This window comes from Bacteroides sp. NSJ-48, from assembly GCF_014287405.1.
GTDB lineage: Bacteria > Bacteroidota > Bacteroidia > Bacteroidales > Bacteroidaceae > Bacteroides > Bacteroides stercoris.
The window spans coordinates 1-19,553 of sequence record NZ_JACOOD010000023.1 but is presented as its reverse complement, the minus strand read 5'-3'; the positions used below and the strand labels follow the sequence as shown (position 1 = coordinate 19,553).

17 protein-coding genes are annotated in these 19,553 nt (G+C 48.6%); 6 read left to right on the top strand and 11 right to left on the bottom strand.

Features of this window, described 5'->3' with window-relative positions:
• The first annotated feature begins 170 nt into the window (after positions 1–170).
• The 4 genes from ruvB to H8S52_RS11785 all read left to right on the top strand — a co-directional run bounded on the left by ruvB (position 171) and on the right by H8S52_RS11785 (position 6,324).
• A complete protein-coding gene (gene ruvB, locus H8S52_RS11800) occupies positions 171–1,202 on the top strand; it encodes a Holliday junction branch migration DNA helicase RuvB (RefSeq protein WP_005655850.1) in 1,032 nt (343 codons plus the stop codon).
• Positions 1,203–1,254: 52 nt separating this feature from the next.
• Positions 1,255–2,700 (top strand): lipopolysaccharide biosynthesis protein, encoded by a 1,446-nt coding sequence (locus tag H8S52_RS11795; protein ID WP_005655851.1) that lies wholly within the window; start codon positions 1,255–1,257, stop codon positions 2,698–2,700.
• A 10-nt stretch (positions 2,701–2,710) separates the two neighbouring features.
• Entirely contained in the window at positions 2,711–4,081 is a 1,371-nt protein-coding gene (locus H8S52_RS11790) for a TIGR00341 family protein (RefSeq protein ID WP_005655854.1), read from the top strand.
• Positions 4,082–4,182: 101 nt separating this feature from the next.
• Positions 4,183–6,324 carry a S46 family peptidase gene (locus H8S52_RS11785; RefSeq protein ID WP_186909895.1) on the top strand — a complete coding sequence of 714 codons (2,142 nt, stop codon included), beginning with the start codon at positions 4,183–4,185 and terminating at the stop codon, positions 6,322–6,324.
• Positions 6,325–6,328: 4 nt separating this feature from the next.
• Here the strand turns inward: H8S52_RS11785 and ahpF are convergent, their stop codons facing one another.
• The 3 genes from ahpF to H8S52_RS11770 form a co-directional block, all read right to left on the bottom strand.
• Positions 6,329–7,888 (bottom strand): alkyl hydroperoxide reductase subunit F, encoded by a 1,560-nt coding sequence (ahpF, locus tag H8S52_RS11780; RefSeq protein ID WP_186909894.1) that lies wholly within the window; start codon positions 7,886–7,888, stop codon positions 6,329–6,331.
• 118 nt (positions 7,889–8,006) lie between these two features.
• Positions 8,007–8,573: an alkyl hydroperoxide reductase subunit C gene (gene ahpC, locus H8S52_RS11775; RefSeq protein WP_022103286.1), complete on the bottom strand. Its 567-nt coding sequence runs from the start codon at positions 8,571–8,573 to the stop codon at positions 8,007–8,009.
• Positions 8,574–8,766: 193 nt separating this feature from the next.
• Complete coding sequence (locus H8S52_RS11770) at positions 8,767–9,693, bottom strand: hydrogen peroxide-inducible genes activator (RefSeq protein WP_005655863.1); 927 nt, start codon at positions 9,691–9,693, stop codon at positions 8,767–8,769.
• Between the two features lie 140 nt (positions 9,694–9,833).
• Here H8S52_RS11770 and H8S52_RS11765 point away from each other — a divergent pair, with 140 nt between their 5' ends.
• Complete coding sequence (locus H8S52_RS11765) at positions 9,834–10,322, top strand: Dps family protein (RefSeq protein ID WP_117740634.1); 489 nt, start codon at positions 9,834–9,836, stop codon at positions 10,320–10,322.
• Between the two features lie 100 nt (positions 10,323–10,422).
• Here H8S52_RS11765 and H8S52_RS11760 read toward each other — a convergent pair whose 3' ends face one another.
• From H8S52_RS11760 to H8S52_RS11740, 5 genes are all read right to left on the bottom strand, one after another.
• Positions 10,423–11,289, bottom strand: a complete 867-nt coding sequence (locus H8S52_RS11760; protein ID WP_186909893.1) for a DMT family transporter — start codon at positions 11,287–11,289, stop codon at positions 10,423–10,425.
• A gap of 9 nt (positions 11,290–11,298) precedes the next feature.
• Complete coding sequence (locus H8S52_RS11755; RefSeq protein ID WP_186909892.1) at positions 11,299–13,242, bottom strand: DEAD/DEAH box helicase; 1,944 nt, start codon at positions 13,240–13,242, stop codon at positions 11,299–11,301.
• A 144-nt stretch (positions 13,243–13,386) separates the two neighbouring features.
• The gene (locus tag H8S52_RS11750; protein WP_117954264.1) at positions 13,387–14,448 is read right to left on the bottom strand and encodes a tyrosine-protein phosphatase; all 1,062 of its coding nucleotides are present in this window, start codon (positions 14,446–14,448) and stop codon (positions 13,387–13,389) included.
• Between the two features lie 128 nt (positions 14,449–14,576).
• Entirely contained in the window at positions 14,577–15,500 is a 924-nt protein-coding gene (locus H8S52_RS11745) for a carbohydrate kinase (RefSeq protein ID WP_186909891.1), read from the bottom strand.
• The gene (locus H8S52_RS11740; RefSeq protein ID WP_186909890.1) at positions 15,488–16,093 is read right to left on the bottom strand and encodes an SIS domain-containing protein; all 606 of its coding nucleotides are present in this window, start codon (positions 16,091–16,093) and stop codon (positions 15,488–15,490) included. The genes H8S52_RS11745 and H8S52_RS11740 overlap by 13 nt, the downstream gene beginning before the upstream one ends.
• Positions 16,094–16,203: 110 nt before the next feature.
• Between H8S52_RS11740 and H8S52_RS11735 the strand changes: the two genes are divergently transcribed.
• Positions 16,204–17,451 carry a pitrilysin family protein gene (locus H8S52_RS11735; protein WP_186909889.1) on the top strand — a complete coding sequence of 416 codons (1,248 nt, stop codon included), beginning with the start codon at positions 16,204–16,206 and terminating at the stop codon, positions 17,449–17,451.
• A 5-nt stretch (positions 17,452–17,456) separates the two neighbouring features.
• Here H8S52_RS11735 and H8S52_RS11730 read toward each other — a convergent pair whose 3' ends face one another.
• The 3 genes from H8S52_RS11730 to H8S52_RS11720 all read right to left on the bottom strand — a co-directional run.
• Positions 17,457–18,053, bottom strand: a complete 597-nt coding sequence (locus tag H8S52_RS11730; protein WP_186909888.1) for an epoxyqueuosine reductase QueH — start codon at positions 18,051–18,053, stop codon at positions 17,457–17,459.
• Positions 18,054–18,067: 14 nt separating this feature from the next.
• On the bottom strand, positions 18,068–19,252 hold the full coding sequence (locus H8S52_RS11725; protein WP_186909887.1) for a DUF5009 domain-containing protein: 1,185 nt from the start codon (positions 19,250–19,252) through the stop codon (positions 18,068–18,070).
• Positions 19,253–19,389: 137 nt separating this feature from the next.
• A partial coding sequence (locus H8S52_RS11720) for a mannonate dehydratase (RefSeq protein ID WP_186909886.1) occupies positions 19,390–19,553 on the bottom strand: 164 nt, incomplete at its 5' end.

Here is a 19,553-nt window from a genome sequence, read left to right as displayed (position 1 = left end):
CTATAGAAATTCCCGGAAGAAGAAAGGAAGGAGTTTATGAAACGTTGAAAGATTTCCATATCTTTGTCCGGAAGCGGAGATAAGCGGCACTTCGATATAAAAAATGAATGGATTCATTTTATTCTGCTCTCGGTTTGCACTATCTTTGTCGTTGTATAGATTGAATTTTAATGGAACAAGAAGATTTTAACATACGCGAGCATCAGCTCACCAGCAAGGAGCGTGACTTCGAGAACGCTCTCCGCCCTTTGAACTTTGAGGATTTCAGCGGACAGGATAAGGTGGTTGATAATTTGCGCATTTTCGTGAAGGCTGCCCGTCTCAGGGGCGAGGCCCTGGACCATGTGTTGCTTCACGGTCCTCCCGGATTGGGAAAGACCACACTTTCCAACATTATAGCCAATGAATTGGGAGTAGGTTTCAAGATTACTTCCGGTCCGGTGCTCGACAAGCCGGGCGACCTGGCAGGCGTACTCACCAGCCTGGAGCCGAACGATGTGCTTTTCATCGACGAGATACATCGGCTGAGTCCCGTAGTGGAAGAGTATCTGTATTCGGCAATGGAAGACTACCGCATCGACATCATGATAGACAAAGGCCCGTCGGCGCGAAGCATACAGATTGATTTGAATCCGTTTACGCTGGTGGGGGCCACCACCCGCAGCGGTTTGCTGACGGCTCCGCTACGTGCCCGTTTCGGCATCAATCTCCATCTGGAGTATTATGACGATGATGTGCTGAGCGGTATTATCCGCCGTTCGGCAAGCATACTGGACGTACCCTGCTCCACAAGAGCCGCCTCGGAAATCGCAAGCCGCAGCCGCGGTACGCCGCGTATCGCCAATGCCTTGCTGCGTCGCGTGAGGGACTTTGCACAGGTGAAAGGTTCGGGCAGCATCGATACGGAAATCGCCAATTTCGCACTCGAGGCGCTTAACATTGACAAGTACGGACTGGATGAGATAGACAATAAGATACTTTGTACGATTATCGATAAGTTCAAGGGCGGTCCGGTGGGACTTACAACCATCGCTACGGCCTTGGGAGAAGATGCGGGAACCATCGAAGAAGTTTATGAACCGTTCCTGATAAAGGAAGGCTTCCTGAAACGCACTCCCCGCGGTCGTGAAGTAACAGAACTGGCCTATAAACATTTGGGGCGGAGCCTCTACAATAGCCAGAAGACGTTATTTAATGATTGACGCTTATTGATAAGCGACCGGTTAGAGAGAGTATAATAAAACACTGAATAACGTGGCTGGATTGAAATCATTGGCAAAAGAAACTGCCATTTACGGGTTGAGCAGTATTGTGGGGCGTTTCCTCAACTATCTGTTAGTGCCCGTATACACCATGGCCTTGTCTGCACAGTCGGGGGGCTATGGCGTTGTGACTAATATCTATGCGTGGGTGGCACTGTTGCTGGTGCTGCTGACGTGCGGCATGGAAACGGGCTTTTTCCGCTTTGCCAATAAAGGAGAAGACGACCCGATGCGGGTGTATTCCACAACATTGCTCAGCGTAGGCATCGGTGCGCTGACATTCCTTGCGCTGGGACTGCTGTTTCTTCAACCGGTTGCCGACTGGCTGGAATATGGAGAGCATCCCTGGTACGTGGGAATGATGATGATTGTAGTGGCGATGGATGCCATTCAAAGCATTCCTTTCGCTTATTTGCGCTATAAGAAACGGCCCGTCAAGTTTGCAGCGCTCAAACTGCTGTTCATCTTCCTGAACATAGCCTTGAACCTGATTTATTATGTCTGGATGAAGGGCGATGATGTGGCGTATGCCTTCCTCTTCAATCTTGTGTGCACTTCTACCATCATGCTGTGCATGATACCCGAATTGCGCGGTTTCGCTTATGTGCTGGACAGGAAACTGCTGAAGCGGATGCTTGCTTATAGCCTGCCGTTGCTGGTGTTGGGCATTGCGGGCATCCTGAATCAGGTGGCGGACAAGATTATCTTTCCCTTTGTCTATCCCGACCAGGCGGAAGCCACCGTACAACTCGGCATCTATGGAGCCGCCAGCAAGATTGCCATGGTGATGGCGATGCTGACACAGGCTTTCCGCTACGCCTACGAGCCTTTTGTATTCGGCAAGAGCCGCGATAAGGACAACAAGCAGGTGTATGCGCAGGCCATGAAGTTCTTTATCATCTTTACACTGGTGGCTTTTCTGGCAGTGATGTTCTATCTGGATATTCTCCGCTACATCATCGGCCGCGACTATTGGCCGGGGCTGCGTGTTGTGCCCATTGTAATGGCTGCGGAAATCTTCATGGGAATTTATTTCAATCTCTCTTTCTGGTACAAGCTGATTGACGAAACGCGTTGGGGAGCTTATTTCTCACTGATAGGCTGCACGATTCTGGTGGTGATGAATATCTTTTTAATTCCGAAGTTCGGGTATATGGCTTGCGCATGGGCCGGATTTACGGGTTACGGCGTTGCGATGCTGCTTTCTTATTTTGTCGGTCAGAAGAAATACCCGATTCAGTACGATTTAAAGTCGATAGGGTGCTATGTGCTGTTGGCTGCGGTGCTTTATGTAGCTGCGGAATGTGTACCTATTGAAAACATCTGTCTGCGTATGACGTTCCGTACGCTGTTGTTATGCCTGTTTATAGCCTATATTATAAAGCGCGATTTGCCGCTTAGTCAAATACCTGTTATCAATCGTTTTATCCGAAAATAGAATTATTTTTATGGAACAGCCTGTCAATCCCAACCGGAATGTATTTGCCGTCAAGAACTTCCTTAAAGAGTATCTCGATTTGCGCAAAGATAAAGACAATGAACTTGCCACTGTAGACTCCATCCGTAAGGGTGTCGAGTTTAAAGGAGCCAATTTATGGATTCTGATATTTGCCATCTTTATGGCTTCACTCGGTCTGAATGTCAATTCTACCGCTGTAATTATCGGTGCGATGCTTATCTCGCCGTTGATGGGACCTATCATGGGAGTGGGGCTTTCAGTGGGTCTGAACGATTTCGAGCTGATGAAGCGCTCGTTGAAAAGTTTCCTGATAACTACGCTGTTCAGTGTCACCACGGCTACCGTCTTCTTCCTGGTAAGCCCGGTTGCCGAGGGGCAGTCGGAGTTGCTGGCGCGTACCTCACCGACGATTTATGACGTATTCATCGCACTGATGGGCGGTCTTGCGGGAGTAGTGGCACTCTCCACGAAGGAGAAAGGCAATGTGATTCCGGGTGTCGCTATTGCCACGGCATTGATGCCGCCGCTGTGTACGGCAGGTTATGGACTGGCAACGGGAAACCTGATTTATTTCCTCGGTGCATTCTACCTTTATTTCATTAACTCCGTATTCATCAGTCTGGCTACTTTTATCGGCGTACGGGTAATGCACTTCCAGCGCAAGGAGTTTGTGGATAAGAATCGCGAAAAGAAGGTGCGGAAGTATATCGTGCTGATAGCTGTCCTTACGATGTGTCCGGCGGTGTACCTCACAGTGGGAATTATTCAGGATACCTTCTTTGAAAGTGCGGCCAACCGCTTTGTAAACGAACAGCTTGCCTTTGAGAATACGCAGGTATTGGATAAGAAAATCCACCATGAGGGCAAGCACCATGAGATACGGGTGGTCCTGATAGGTCAGGAAGTGCCGGAAGCCTCTATTGCCATCGCCCGCAGTAAAATGAAAGATTATAAACTGGACAATACCAAGCTGGTTGTGCTCCAGGGAATGAATAACGAGTCGCTGGATATGTCGTCTATCCGCGCCATGGTTATGGAAGATTTCTACAAGAACAGCGAACAGCGTCTGGTGGAGCAGAAGCAGCAGATTTCTTCTTTGGAAAAGAACTTGGAACAGTACCGTAAATACGATGAATTGGGCAAAAAGATTATCCCTGAGCTGAAGGTGCTTTATCCCTCCGTCAAGTCGGTTTCCATTTCGCACGCGCTTGAGCTGACGGTCGATTCGGTACGGATAGATACCGTTACGCTTGCCGTCCTGAAGTTCGGCAAGCATCCGGATGCCCGTGAAAGGGAGAAAATAACCGAATGGCTGAGAGCGCGTACGGGTTCCGAAAAGCTGAGGCTGATTGCGGAGTGATGTCCGGATGCGGTGAAAGAGAAGCGTCCGGCCGCACAGGCTGTCGGTGTGGGAGTACAAAACGGGCAGGCAAACTTATATAAAGTTAAGTAGAGAACGATATGGTTTTGAGATTTGTAGCAGTGGTTGTTTGCTGCCTTTCTGCGTGGGTGGTGCAGGCGGATGAGGGCATGTGGATGCTGGGTAATCTGAATAAACAGACTCGCCGGGCAATGAAAGAGCTCGGTTTGCAAATGCCGGCAGACAAGCTATACAGTGCCAGACGTCCCTCATTGAAAGATGCCGTAGTGAGTTTCGGCGGTTTCTGTTCGGGGGTGGTCGTGTCGGAAGACGGACTGGTATTTACGAATCACCATTGCGGTTTCAGCAGCGTCCAGCAGCATTCTTCCGTGGAGCATGACTATCTGAAAGACGGCTTTGTGGCACGTAACCGCAGCGAGGAACTGCCGAATCCGGAGCTTTATGTCCGCTTTCTGCTGCGGACGGAGAATGTAACGAAACGGGTGCTTGGTGTGGTAAAGCCGGAGATGACCGAGCCGGAGCGTTCCGGTGCGGTGGATTCGGTGATGTTTGCCATCAGTGAGGAAGTGGCGCGTAAGGACTCTACTTTGGTGGGAATTGTAGATGCGTACTATGGCGGCAATGAGTTCTGGCTGTCTGTTTACCGCGACTATAACGATGTCCGGCTGGTATTTGCACCGCCTTCCTCGGTAGGCAAGTTCGGTTGGGATACGGACAATTGGGTGTGGCCGCGTCATACGGGCGATTTCTGCGTATTTCGCATCTATGCCGGTAAGAACAACCGCCCGGCGGATTATTCGCCGGAAAACGTCCCTTATCGTCCCGAATACGTAGCGCCGATTTCTCTGGACGGGTATAAAGAGGGTTCTTTCTGCATGACATTGGGCTATCCGGGCAGCACGGAGCGTTACCTCTCTTCGTTTGGCATCGAAGAGATGATGAACAACGGCAATCAGGCACAAATAGATGTCCGGGGCATCAAGCAGGCTATCTGGAAGCGCGAAATGGACAGGCGGGACAGTATCCGCATAAAGTATGCTTCCAAATACGATGAAAGCTCCAATTACTGGAAGAACAGCATCGGGGTGAACCGGGCTATCCGGAAATTGCATGTCTTGGAAAAGAAGCGTGCCATGGAGCGGGAGCTTCGCCGTTGGATACAACAGACACCCGGAGAACGTGAGAAGCTGTTGCGGTTGTTTCCCGATTTGGAACTGGACTATAAAAATACCCGTGAAGCCAACCGTGCTCTGGCTTATTTTGCCGAATCTTTCCTGAATGGCCCTGAACTGATACAATTGGCGTTGTCCATTTTGAATTTTGATTTTGAAGGGGAACGGAAAACGGTTGAGGCCAATCTGAAAGCAATTGTAGAAAAGTACGCCAATCTGGATTTGGAAATCGACAAGGAAGTCTTTACCGCCATGGTGAAAGAATATCGTTCCAAGGTCGATTCTACCTATTTACCGGAGTTTTACGGTACGATTGCCACCCGGTACGGCGGTAACGACAAGGCCTATGCGGATAGTTTGTATGCCGCTTCGGAACTGACTACCCCTCGCGGATTAAAACGTTTTCTGGAGCGGGACACTACCTATAACATCTATGACGACCCTGCCATAAACCTGGGCATAGACCTGATTGGCAAGATGTTTGAAATCAATATGCAGACGAGAGAGTCCGCCATGAATATCGCCCGTAATGAGCGCTTGCTGAATGCTGCCGTACGCAGGATGTATTCATCGCGTAATTTCTATCCGGACGCCAATTCCACCATGCGCTTGAGCTTCGGTACGGTATGCGGATACACCCCGTTTGACGGTGCTGAATACGATTATTATACCACGACCAAAGGTATTCTTGAAAAGGTAAAGACCCATGCAGGCGATGTGGATTTTGAGGTGCAGCCGGAACTTCTTTCTTTGTTCTCCAACCGCGACTTTGGCAGATATGCCGGTGAAAAGGGAGAAATGAACGTTTGCTTTATCTCCAATAACGATATAACCGGCGGCAATTCGGGAAGCGCCATGTTCAATGCCAGAGGCGAACTTCTGGGACTGGCTTTTGACGGCAATTGGGAAGCGATGAGCAGCGATATACTCTATGAACCGAAGATGCAGCGCTGCATCGGGGTCGATGTACGCTACATCCTGTTCATGATAGAGAAGTACGGCAAAGCCGGAGATTTGATACGGGAGCTGAAAATCGTTTCCGGAAAATAGCCGGTTATGCGATTCCCCTGATGCGGTCGTCGAAAGCGGACAATGCCGCTTTGGCCCCTTCACCCATAGCTATGATAATCTGTTTGTAGGGTACGTCGGACACGTCTCCGGCTGCATAAACACCCGGAAGCGTGGTGCGGCAGAATGCGTCTGTCTTGATTTCACCGGTCGGTGTCGTTTCCAATGTGTCCCGGAAAGGTGCGCTGTTGGCTGCCAGACCGATTTGTACGAAGATACCGTCCAAAGGATAGTCGCGCTCCTTGTTGGTGATGCGGTCTTTGATGCGGATACCGGTTACTTTCTCTCCGTCGCCCGTCACTCGGGTGGTTTGTGAAGAAGTGAATATCTCCACGTTGGGAAGGCTTCCGGCTTTTTCCTGCAATACCTGGTCGGCTTTTAGCGTATCGGCAAACTCGAAGACGGTAACTTTCCTGCAGATTCCCGCCAGGTCGATGGCCGCTTCTATGCCGGAGTTCCCGCCGCCGATGACGGCTACATGCTTGCCTTGGTAGAAGGGACCGTCACAATGCGGGCAGAAGGCTACACCGCGTCCGAGGTATTCGGCTTCTCCCTCTACGTTCAGTTTACGCCAGCTTGCGCCTGTGGCAATGATTACCGCAGGGGCTGTAAACGTTTCTCCGCCACCGGAGAAAACCTTTTTCTCTTTGCCCTGAAGCTCTGCTCTTTCAATCTTCCGGTCTTCAAAAATCTCTATCGGGTAATGTTCTATGTGCGTCCTGAGTGCGTCGGCAAGCTGTGAACCTGTTGTCCGGGGTACGGAGATGAGGTTCTCGATGCCTACGGTTTCTTTTACCTGTCCGCCTATTCGTTCGGCAATAATGGCTACGCGCAATCCTTTGCGGGCGGAATAAACGGCTGCCGAAGCCCCGGCAGGACCTCCGCCCAGGACCAGCACGTCGAACTCCCTTAAGACGGGTGCTGCATTCTCTTGCGGCAGGCTGCCGAAGGTATCTTCCAGTTTTTTCAGGAGTTCCCCTAAAGAACCGCGTCCCACATGAAGTTGCTTCCCATTGGCGTAAACGGACGGTACGGCTTGTATTTTCAGCGCATCCGCTTCTTCCTGAAAGACGGCTCCGTCTATTGTGTCGTGGGTGATATAGGGATGCAGCAGTGCTACGGCATTGAGCGCCTGCACAATGTCCGGGCAGTTGGTACAGGCCAGCGACACATAAGTTTGCAGATGGATTGGGCCTTGCAATGCCTTGATGCGGCGGCCGATACCCTCGTCCGGGAGATTTTTGCCCTTTCCATCGGCATTTAGCACGGCAAGAAGCAGCGAACTGAATTCATGTCCGCCCGGAACGGCACGGAATTTTATTCCGGTTTCTTTCCCTTCTTTCAGGAGCGTAAACTCCAGTTTGGGTTCATCGGTTTCGGTCACCTGGCAGGACAGTTTGTCGGAACAGCTCGCTATGTCATTCAGAAAATCAATCATCTCACCGGCCTGTTCATGTTCCGGATTGCAGGTGATGTGAAAGGTATAGCGGGCTTCCAATGGTTGGAATATGCTCCGCACTTGGTCTAATATAGTTGCTTCTAACATGATGATGCAGGTTTTTAAATGTTGGAGTATAAAAAAAGACTATCTCATTTCTTGTACTCTTGCAAGGAAGAAATGGAGATAGTCTTTACATAGTAATGTCTATCGTATGGGGGTACGATTAAATCTTGCCGACTAAATCGATGCTCGGCTTCAACGTTGCACCGCCTTTCTTCCATTTGGCGGGACAGACTTCACCGTCGTGAGTGGCTACGAATTGCGCAGCTTCCACCTTACGGAGCAGTTCGTCCGCATTGCGTCCGATGTTGTTGTCCTGAATCTCGGCAATCTTGATTTTTCCTTCAGGATTTACAAGGAATGTACCGCGATAAGCCATACCTTCTTCTTCGATCATCACACCGAATGCACGGCTCAATGTTCCTGTCGGGTCTGCCAACATCGGGTATTTAATCTTGCGGATGCTTTCGGAAGCATCGTGCCATGCTTTATGTACAAAGTGAGAGTCTGTACTTACGGAATAGACCTCTACGCCCATGGCTTGGAACTGGTCGTATTTTTCTGCAATATCCACCAGTTCGGTAGGACATACAAACGTAAAATCTGCCGGATAGAAGAAGAAAATGGCCCATTTGCCTTTTACATCTTCGTTAGTTACTGTTTTGAAACTTCCGTTTTGGAAGGCCTGAACTTTGAATTCAGGGAGTTGAGAGTTGATAATCGGTTCCATAATTATACTTTTTAAAAGGTTTGGTTTTTGTTTTACCGGTGCAAAGATTGTGCAGACCGAATGCAGAAGCAGGCTTGCCTGATTATGCCGAGGTGCAGCCGATCTTTGCTTTTCCTGTTTGCAAAAATATAGCATTTTTCTCCGGTAGAACAAAAAATCCGATTGAAAGGTTTTATGGGCCGATAGACAAAATCTATACGAGTACCTGAGTGGCTTTCAGGGAGAGCATTTCTTTGGGCACTGCCGCTGTTACCTCTTGGACGATTGTATTTAAAAGCGTGTTGCGGATAAAACTCCGGTTGGTCAGCATGATGATTTGCCGGGTAGGACAGGGGATGGCAAAAGGATGTACCAGTTCTTTCTGCGTGCCGTTCAGTTGCAGGACAGCCAGTTCGGGAATGAAAGTAATGCCCTTGCCGCTTTCTACCATGCGCATAAAGGTTTCCATGCTGCCCAGATGGTAGGCCAACTGGCTGGCACGGGCTGCCTTCAGTTGGCAGAAACGCTCCAGTTGGTCGCGAAAACAATGCCCTTCATCCAGCAGCCAAAGCTGTTCTCCCGTCAAATCCGAAGTCCGTATGACTTCATTGCTGAAAAGACGGTTTTCCCGCGCAATATACGTGTAGAACTGTTCGTAGAATAACGGTATTTGCCGGAATTCTTCCATTCCTGCCAGACCGGCTACGATTCCGGCATCTATGTCTCCCGTTTGCAGGGCTTTCTTGATGTCGTTCGTCTTCATCTCTACCACCCGGATATCAAGCTGCGGATATTTCTTCATCAATTGCGGAAAGAAACGCGGCAGCAGATAGGGAGCTATGGTGGGAAGTATGCCCAGTTTGAAAATTCCGCTGAGCGAATGCTTTTCTTCTTCTATAATGTTTTTTATACGATGGGTCTGAACCAACACATTCCGGGCTTGTTCTATGATGTGAATGCCGATGGGAGTAGGGCACACAGGCTGCTGGCTGCGGTCGAAAATCTTTGTGTCCAACTCTTCTTCCAACTTTTGAATCATGGCGCTCAAGGTGGGTTGTGTGACCCGGCAATATTCAGCGGCTTTGGCGAAATGACGGAACTGATTGACAGCAAGTATGTATTCCAATTGTTGTAAAGTCATAGAAACAGGGCTTTTGAATGTTATATATAGAATCGTTCTATGCAAAGATAGAAATTATCTGTTTGACAAGCACTTATTTGCCGCTTATCTTTGCAACAGGAACAAAGAAAAATAGTATGAACTTTTAAAATAGAAAGATTATGAAAACTTTAGATTACTTACATTTGAATGAAAAGAAAGTTGCTGACGTAGTATCGGCATTGCATCAGCTATTGGCAGACTTTCAGGTACATTATACCAATTTGCGCGGTTTCCATTGGGATATTAAAGGACACGGGTTCTTCGTGCTGCACGGTAAATTTGAAGATATGTACAACGATGCCGCAGAGAAAGTGGATGAAATCGCAGAACGTATCCTGATGTTGGGCGGTACGCCCGAAAACAAATTCAGCGAATATCTCAAGGTTGCCAAAGTGAAGGAAATCTCCGGTATTACTTGTGGCGGTGAGGCTGTTGAGCATATCCTCGAAACTTACAGTTATCTTATCGGTGAAGAAAGAAAAGTGATAGAACTGGCCAATGAAGCCGGTGATGATGCAACGGCCGATTTAATGACCGGTTACCTGAAAGAGCAGGAAAAAATGGTTTGGATGCTCGTTGCTTTCAGTACCAAGAGCTGTGCGAAATAGGAGATAAAAAGCAATAAGATAGTAGGGTGATAAAGTGATGATGCATTGCTTTGTCACCCTATTGCTTTGTTACACTGTTATTTATCACCTTGTCACTCCATCATCTTTTTAGAATAATGACGGTTACGGCTGAAATGATGAGCAGGATGCCCAGTGCTATGCTTCGGGTAAACGGCTCTCCGAAGATGGCAATGCCTACGCATACCGCCGTTACAGGTTCCATAGCTCCCAATACGGATGTCAGTGTGGAGCCTATGTTTTTGATGGCGCGTACCAGTGCAAGGTTGGATATTACGGTAGGTACTAACGCAAGCATCACCAGATTGCCCAATGTGGTGCGGTTCGGAATGGCCTGTAACCCTATCCCGGAGATTTCCGTTCCGGTGAATAACAGGATACCGCCGAACAAAAAGACGTAAAACGTCATTTTAAGCCCTTTCATTTCGAGATTTTTCAGTTGGCTTACCGTTACCAGGTAAAGGGCATATCCCAATGCAGAAAGCAAAACAATGAATATGCCGGACCAGGTGACGCTTCCCGTACCGTCTCCGTTGGACAGGAAAAATACGCCGGCTACTGCCAGTGCAATGGCCGCCATGCGCCACAAAGATTTCTTCTCGTGGAAGAATATCATCATGATAAGCGTAGTCAGCACCGGATACATGAAATGAAGGGTGGTGGCCACACCGCTCGACATGAACTGATACCCCCAAAAGAGGAATACTGCGGAACTGTCGTAAAGGCATGCCAGCAGCAGAAGCGGCAATATCTCCTTACGGCGTATGCGGAAAGACTGCTTGTCGAGCAGCAGTATGCCTGCCAGTGCCAGCATGGCGAAAAGAAAACGATATAATAGAATAGACCAGAAACCCATTCCTTGCTGCATGGCGGGGATTGTAAATAGCGGAATCAATCCGAAGCTGGCAGAAGACAATAGTCCATATAAAAAACCGTTGACTTTGTTCACGTCGTTTGCTTATTTCTTTTTAGGTGTCCGTTTTGCCCAGCCTTCTTCGCTGAAGTCCGGTTCTGAATCTTTAAATTCGTTATTGCCTTGAAAGAACTGTTTCCAATCGTCTTTTTTGCCGCGTGCCTTGGTATAACCGCGTTCTTCGCGACTGGGCTTGTTCTTTTTCTTGTCGGTAGCGGCATATTCGGTCTTATCGCTGCGTTTGCCGGCAACCTCGCTGCGACGCTCATCCTTGTAGCTGCGTTTTTTGCCGTCAAATTCCTTTTTGCCGTAGTTGCCGCCTTCGTTCCTGCGTTTTCCTTTGGGAGCGTCTTTCCCTTCTTCTCCCGCAATCTCTACAGAAACCTTACGGCCGTTCCAGTTGGCCAGGTTTAAGGCTTTTATAACGTTGCCCGCTTCTTTGTCTTCCACTTCAAAGAAAGAGAACTTCTGCATCAGGTCGATACGGCCTAATTCAACACGCCCGCGGGTATTGTTGTTCAGGAGGCTGATCAGTTCGTTGGGGAAGAAGTTGTCCATTTTACCGAGATTGATAAACAGACGTTTAAAGCCCGGAGTTGCCTTACGGGCATTGCTGCCGCGTTCGCCGCGTTCGCCGCTTTTGGCGCTGCGTTCGCTGCCGGTGGCAATTTCTATTTCCTCACGGTCGCGATAGTAGTCCAGGAAGCGGTTGAATTCGAGGGAAACCATGCGTTTAATCAGGTCTTCCTTACTCAACCAGTCCAGCTTGCGGTAAATGTCGGGCATGAAATCACGGATTTCATCCTCATTTACTTTTACTTTTTCGAGTTCGTCAATAACCTTCAGCAACTGCTTCTCGCAGATTTGCTTGCCGGTAGGCATTTCTCCCTGAATGAATTTCTTGCCGATGATGCGTTCGATTTCACGCATTTTGCCTTTTTCGCGCAGGTTGATGATGGCGATGGATGTACCTGTTTTTCCGGCACGTCCCGTACGTCCGCTGCGGTGTGTGTAGCTTTCCGTATCATCGGGCAGGCCGTAGTTGATGACGTGGGTGAGGTCGTCGACGTCCAGACCACGTGCGGCAACGTCGGTAGCCACCAGCAGTTGCAGGTTGCGTATGCGGAATTTCTGCATGACGGCATCGCGCTGCGCCTGGCTCAGTTCACCGTGCAAAGAGTCGGCATTGTAACCCTCCTGCATCAGTTTGTCGGCAATTTCCTGGGTTTCCTTGCGGGTACGGCAGAAGATGATGCCGTATATCTGCGGATAGTAATCTACGATGCGTTTCAGGGCGGCGTACTTATCCTTGGCATGAACGGTGAACACCACGTGTTTCACGTTGCTGGTTCCTTCATTTCTGCGTCCGATGGTGATTTCCTTTGCATTGTGCAGGTATTTTTTGGAAATACGTGCGATTTCGGGACTCATGGTCGCGGAGAACAGCAGTGTGTTACGCTCTTGGGGCACATCTGCAAGAATGGCATTGATGCTGTCCGTAAATCCCATGTTCAGCATTTCGTCCGCCTCGTCCATAACCACGTTCTGGATGGTGGAGAGTGAGACGGTCTTGCGTTCCATAAGGTCGAGCAGACGTCCGGGGGTAGCTACGATAATGTGTACCCCCCGCTTCAGGGCACGTATCTGGCTTTCGATGGACGAACCGCCGTACACGGGCAATACCCGCAGACCGTCGATGTACTTGGAGTAATCATTCAGGTCGCCCGCTATCTGTAAACAGAGTTCGCGGGTAGGGCAAAGAATAAGTGATTGGGGTATTCGGTTGTTAACGTTGATTTGCTGTATAAGCGGCAGACCGAACGCTGCGGTCTTTCCTGTTCCTGTTTGTGCCAGTGCTACTACATCATTATTTTCTCCCAAAAGGTAAGGGATTACTTCCTCTTGTACCGGCATGGGACACGCATATCCCATTTCTTCAATGGCGCGGCGTATCTCCGGCGACACACCGAGCTCTTCAAATGTCTTCATTAAATCTTTGTATATCTTTATATTTCAGGTGCAAAGATAATGCAAGCCGGGAGCATAATAAAATAAACTTGTCTGTTTTTTATGCCGAGGTGCGGTTTATCTTCGCATTTGGCGCAAAGATAAGAGTTTTTTGGCGATTAATCATTAATTACTGAGCAAAATACTCCGTAACCTTTTTATTTCGTTCTTGCTTAGTCCGATACCTTTCCGCAGGTAAGTATCCATGTCACCGTATCGGCGTTCCGCTTCGTCTTTGGCAGCGTTCAGGAAATCCTCGCGTGCGGAGAAAAGGGTAGTGATGGCTTCCTGTGAGCGTGCAGGCAACTGATAAGCGTATTTGGAGGCGCTTGGAATGTTGAAGTAATCATTACTCAGCCGGTAATCTTCCATGATTATATCCTCGTTTATTCCCAGTGCGGCAAGCACCAGTGCGGACACGATACCGGTACGTCCTTTGCCGGAGGAACAGTGTATGACTACCGGATAACTGTTTTTATCCAACAGGATATCGAATATCTGCCGGTATTCTTTGGTATATTGGTCTATTAAAACGCGGTTCATACGCTCTACCATGCGGTAGACGGTGTCACATTTGATTTTTTCTTCCCGTATGCCTTTCAGTATGTCTTCCATATCTCCTGTGGCAAGCGGAATATGCACGACGTTGAACCCTTTTTGCAACGGCGACTGCCTGCCTATCTCCGAAGATGCCCGCAAGTCGATAAGTGTCTTGATGCCGAGGTTCTTGAGCTCCCTGCGTGAGGAACATTCAAGGCTGTCTATCTCTGCCGAGCGGTAAATCATTCCCCAGCGCATCTGTTTCTTGGTGGAATAAGAAGGATAGCCGCCCAAATCACGGAAGTTCTGTACACCGGGAATGTTGATATTGCGCGTGGCAATCTTAACACGATATTTGTCGTCGAACAAAAGGGTGTAATAATAACGTTTGGTCGGATCGTTCGTGACGATGGTCATTTTCAAGTCCGAGATATCGGCCATGGCCACGGGAACATCTTCCGGAATGAAGTCAGGATCGGTCGAAGCATATACTTTTATGTTCCCTTTGATAAGCGGAGCCATTTCCCATTTGACGATACAGTTCCCTACATTATTTTCTTCGCATACAACGGATATGTGTGGAGCTGTGCCGCTGCAAGAAGGAAGCAACACTGCCAGAACAAGCAAGTTCAACAGATTCTTATACATAATTCGTAAACTCTCTAATGTCGTTTACAGCAAATATATGGTTTTTCGTTGCAGATTATACAGCGTATATGAAGCTTTTATAATTTTTAAATGATAATTTATTTTTAAGTGCTGATTGGAGAGAGCCCTCAATATTTGCATCTCTCCGCAAACTCGTTTGACACCGAATTGCTGTAGCTTTTGCAGACTTCTGCGGCAAATTCCATACCGTAACGGATAATCTGGTCCCACTTGGCTTCACCGATTGTATTCAGGTCGTCATAGCGGACATCGTATTTCAGCAAGCCGTAAATGATACCTGCATTGAAGTTGTCGCCCGCTCCGACGGTACTTACGGCTTTCAGTGGCGGTATGTCATATTCTTTGGAGACGGAAGCGGTGCGGAGCGCAATCTTTTCCGCTCCTGCCGTGCATAGGAAATTGGGACAGTAGAATTTAATCTTGTCCTTGTATATCTTGTCTGCTTCGCGCAGGTTGTACATATAGAAGAAATCGTCCTGCGAACCGCGTACAATGTCCGCGTATTCCAGATTTTCAATAATGGTCGGCGCCAATTTTATGGCCTCTTCCTTATGGGAAGAACGAAAATTGGGGTCGTAGTACACGATAGCTTTCTTTTCGCGTGCCTGGTCGAGCAGCTCCAACACTTTCTCGCGCAGCACCGGATTCAATGCGTAGTAAGAGCCGATGACAACAATGTCGTCCTCTTCCAGTTTGGGGTATATGACATCCAGCCGCTGTTTGGGATAATCCTTGTAGAAGATATATTCGGCATCGCTGTTGTCATCCAGAAAGGCAAGCGAAACGGGCGATTTCCCGTCAGGAAATACGTTGACGTAGTCCGTAGAGATATGGTTGTCACGCATGAACCTGAGGATGATATTGCCTACATGGTCGTTGCCGGTTTCACTGATGAAATAGACTGGAACGCCGGTGCGGCTCAATGAAACGATTCCATTGAATACGGAACCGCCCGGAACGGCAGCCGAAGGTTGCTCGTTACGGAAAATAATGTCTAATATCGTTTCCCCGATGCCGATTACTTTACGCATAACGCTCTTGATTTTTCTCCGAGGTAACCGCCGTGGTGACGTTTGGAGTAGTCTTCAATGGTAAATCCGGTTTTCTGCATGGTCTGTACTACCAGAATATCTCCTATAACGGTCATTACCGTTGTAGAAGTGGTAGGGGTCATGCCCAGTATGCAGACTTCCTTGGGACTTCCTGTGCTGAGACATACATCCGATTCCTGTGCCAGCGGACTGTCCGGATTTCCTGTAATGACGATAAATTTCAGTTGCGGATTCAGGTTATGCGCCAGTTGTGTCAGTTCGACGATTTCCCGTGTTTTGCCCGAATTGGAGATGAGCAGCAGCAGGTCATTCTCCTGCAGGATACCCAGGTCTCCATGCTGTGCTTCGCTGGGGTGCAGAAATACGGAAGGAATGCCGGTCGAGCAAAAGGTTGTAGCAATATTCATGGCTATTTGCCCTGCTTTACCCATGCCGGAAGTTACCAGTTTGCCTTTTTTACGGTGTACCTGTTCTACGATAAGTTCTACCGCCTTTTCGTATGCGTCCGTTACAGGGATATTCAATACGGCCTGCGCTTCTTTCTGCAAAAGCTCTTGAATGGATGCTATCATTGTCTCAATTTTGATTTATGGATTATAAGTCTACAAATATCCGTAATTTTCCATAAACGGCAATAAGTTTTATTGTATTTTTGTGCCGGTAAACTGTTTGTAGCGTAAGAATGAAGAATTTAACAGAAGAAATACAGCCTCGCCATAATCAGCACACATTGCCGAACGGCTTGCGCATCATCCATGAACCCTCCTTGTCGAAGGTGGCTTATTGTGGTTTTGCGGTGGATGCCGGAACACGCGATGAACTCGAAAACGAGCAGGGGATGGCGCATTTTGTGGAGCATCTTATTTTTAAAGGCACCAGGAAGCGCAGGGCGTGGCATATTCTGAACCGCATGGAGAATGTGGGCGGCGATTTGAACGCTTACACCAATAAGGAAGAAACCGTAATTTATTCCGCATTTCTTACCGAACATTTCGGGCGTGCTTTTGAGTTGCTGACGGATATTGTATTCCATTCCACTTTCCCTCAGCGGGAGATTGAAAAGGAGACAGAGGTTATTATAGACGAAATCCAGTCGTACGAAGACAACCCGTCCGAACTGATTTTTGATGATTTTGAGGATTTAATCTTTCGCGGGCATCCTCTGGGACGTAATATCCTCGGCAATCCGGAACAGTTGAAGAAGTTCCGCAGCGAAGATGCGGCGGTCTTTACTTCCCGCTTTTACCGTCCGGGCAATATGGTGTTCTTTGTTTTAGGCAATATGGATTTCAGACAAGTGGTGCGTTGGGCGGAAAAACTATTGGCTGATATTCCGGCTGAGGCTGTCGATAACCGTCGTACGCCCCCGCCTTTATATGTTCCGAAAAATCTGGTTTTACACAAAGATACCCATCAGGCGCACATCATGATTGGCAGTAGGGGGTACAATGCGTATGAAGACAAGCGTACGGCGCTCTATCTGCTGAATAACATCCTCGGAGGTCCGGGCATGAACAGCCGGCTGAATGTGGCCTTGCGCGAACGGCGCGGGTTGGTCTATAATGTAGAGTCCAACCTGACTTCTTATACCGATACCGGAACTTTCTGTATTTATTTCGGTTGCGATCCGGAGGATGCGGAGCTTTGTACCCGCCTTGTGTATAAAGAACTGAAACGCCTGCGCGATACCCGGATGACTTCTTCTCAGCTTGCCGCCGCCAAAAAACAGCTTATCGGGCAGATAGGCGTGGCTTCGGACAATAACGAGAACAATGCCCTCGGCATGGCAAAGACCTTCCTGCATTACAATAAATATGAAACGGCCGAAGCCGTGTTCCAGCGTATCGGACAACTGACTCCCGAAATTCTGTTGGAAGTGGCAAACGAGATGTTTGCGGAGGATTATTTATCGACACTTATTTACGATTGACAGCCTTATTCCCGCTTATTCTCTTCAGGCTGTTCCAACCGCTTCCTGCTGAATTCACAGCCGCAGTACAGTTGGTTATAGAAGTCATACTCTTTGAGGAGCTGGTTGCGGCGGTCTTGCAATCCGCCTTTCCGCCAGTTCTGTTCCCAAAAGATTGTACCGGGATAAAGGGCGGCTGCCCGTTTTCCCGCTTCGTTTATCTGGTCGAGGTTTTTCCAACGCGAAGATGCAAGGGTAGTGGTAAAGACAGAGAAGCCGTGTTCGGAAGCATAGCGTGCCGTTTCCGTCAGGCGTAATGTAAAGCATTTCAGGCAACGGCTGCCTCGTTCCGGTTCGTTTTCCAGTCCCAGCATTGTGTTCCGCCAGTGGGTATAATCGTAATCTGCATCGATGAAATCGAGGTTTTGGGACGTTACGAAACGAACGGCTTCCTGCTTTCTTATCTCATATTCCTCTTGCGGATAGATGTTGGGATTACAATAAAACACTGTCGGGCGGATGCCGTTTGCCAGCAGGCATTCAATGATGGCGGAGGAACAGGGAGCACAGCAGGAATGAAGCAGAACTCTGTCGTCGCCGTTGGGAGTTTGAATTTTCAACATAGTCATGAAGTATTTTAAACTTTCAGTTTTATTTTGCCTTTCACCAGCACTCCTGTCAACTGTACGATGATGATGGAGAAGACAAGCGATTTGAGCAGTCCCGGTACACCGCTTCCCAATGCTTCCGGATAAGTCCAGCCAGCTAATTGCTGGACGGAGTACCATATATAGGGAAGAATGTAGCAAGTGAGCGTTGCCGTTCCTGCGGGTTTGATTATATCGAACCGGTTGGTTTTGCCCTTTACATCGGTCAGCCAATAGAAAAAGCCGAATAACGGGAAGAAGGCGGCAAGACAATAAAACAGCCAGGACGGGGTAGCCTGTATCTTGGAGATAATCCAGTATGGATGCGAAACCAGTGCAAGAATCAACATGCCGGCACCAAGGATGCAGAGCATACCGATGAATTTGCCGGGATGTTCGCGATTGGCGTAGCGTTGCATGAGCAAGGAGGTCAGCAGACCCGACATTCCGAATGCGTGCAGCGTCCAGTCACTGGGAATGAAAGGCAGCAACAGGATACGGCTTCCGTACTCTTCCGGGATAAGGCCGGAATGGCTGATTACAGCGAGCGTTATCACTGCAAACCATGCAACCGCGTTTTTACGTAGGCTTTCGCGGGTGAACAGATAGATGCCGGCACATACGGCATATGTCCAGCCTATAAGACCGAGGATTCCCCACCAACTTGTATGGAACGGTTTCCCGTTGAGGTCTTTATAAATAACCAGCGTTGCAAGCAATACCACGCCTGCTACTTTCATTACGGTGAAAAGGGCTTTTTTTGTACCTTCGGCCTTTGGATATACTCCCCATGTCAGGAAGAAACCGATTACCATAAGGATAGTAAACCAGGAATGGGAAAGACCGCCTTCGATGCCGCCGCTGTTAAGCGAGAACAGCCCCATGGCAATGAGCGCTACCGTACGCCAGAATATATGTGCAATGACCTGTGTGGTTGTATCGCCCTTTTTATAACGGTTCTGTATGGCAAAGGATACTGACATGCCCATGCAGAACAGAAAGGCCGGAAAGATGGTATCGGAAAATCCCAGCATATCCTCATCGGCGGCGGCGTGCATCAGCCAGTGAGGGACATTCTTCAATCCGGGAATGTCGTTTACGAAGAGCATAAGGAACATGGTGAGTGCGCGGAATACATCTACCGCAGCCACTCGTTGGGGTGTTAAGTTTTTCATGATAAATTTATTTTGGGGGTTCAAGGGGCAAATATAGGAAAGAATTTCTCAATATGGGGTATCAGGTTATAAAAAAGCCATTCAATCGCAGTATCATTGCAGTTGAATGGCTTTTAGCACGTTTTTAAAGGAATTCCTTATTCAAACAAGGATTTGGCGATTCCCATTTCCAGTCCTCTCAGCTCTGCCAATCCTCTCAGACGGCCGATGCAGGAGTACCCCGGGTTGGTTTTCTTCTTCAAGTCATCCACCATCTGGTGACCGTGGTCGGGACGCATCGGGATGGAAACCTTACGGCGCT

Excerpts from the sequence above, each read along its gene's own strand:
- H8S52_RS11755 (WP_186909892.1), bottom strand. The coding sequence starts at position 13,242 with ATGAAGACATTTGAAGAGCTCGGTGTGTCGCCGGAGATACGCCGCGCC.
- H8S52_RS11765 (WP_117740634.1), top strand. The coding sequence starts at position 9,834 with ATGAAAACTTTAGATTACTTACATTTGAATGAAAAGAAAGTTGCTGAC.
- ruvB (WP_005655850.1), top strand. The coding sequence starts at position 171 with ATGGAACAAGAAGATTTTAACATACGCGAGCATCAGCTCACCAGCAAG.
- H8S52_RS11730 (WP_186909888.1), bottom strand. The coding sequence starts at position 18,053 with ATGTTGAAAATTCAAACTCCCAACGGCGACGACAGAGTTCTGCTTCAT.
- ahpC (WP_022103286.1), bottom strand. The coding sequence starts at position 8,573 with ATGGAACCGATTATCAACTCTCAACTCCCTGAATTCAAAGTTCAGGCC.
- H8S52_RS11740 (WP_186909890.1), bottom strand. The coding sequence starts at position 16,093 with ATGATAGCATCCATTCAAGAGCTTTTGCAGAAAGAAGCGCAGGCCGTA.
- ahpF (WP_186909894.1), bottom strand. The coding sequence starts at position 7,888 with ATGTTAGAAGCAACTATATTAGACCAAGTGCGGAGCATATTCCAACCA.
- H8S52_RS11790 (WP_005655854.1), top strand. The coding sequence starts at position 2,711 with ATGGAACAGCCTGTCAATCCCAACCGGAATGTATTTGCCGTCAAGAAC.
- H8S52_RS11770 (WP_005655863.1), bottom strand. The coding sequence starts at position 9,693 with ATGACTTTACAACAATTGGAATACATACTTGCTGTCAATCAGTTCCGT.
- H8S52_RS11750 (WP_117954264.1), bottom strand. The coding sequence starts at position 14,448 with ATGTATAAGAATCTGTTGAACTTGCTTGTTCTGGCAGTGTTGCTTCCT.
- H8S52_RS11785 (WP_186909895.1), top strand. The coding sequence starts at position 4,183 with ATGGTTTTGAGATTTGTAGCAGTGGTTGTTTGCTGCCTTTCTGCGTGG.
- H8S52_RS11725 (WP_186909887.1), bottom strand. The coding sequence starts at position 19,252 with ATGAAAAACTTAACACCCCAACGAGTGGCTGCGGTAGATGTATTCCGC.
- H8S52_RS11735 (WP_186909889.1), top strand. The coding sequence starts at position 16,204 with ATGAAGAATTTAACAGAAGAAATACAGCCTCGCCATAATCAGCACACA.
- H8S52_RS11745 (WP_186909891.1), bottom strand. The coding sequence starts at position 15,500 with ATGCGTAAAGTAATCGGCATCGGGGAAACGATATTAGACATTATTTTC.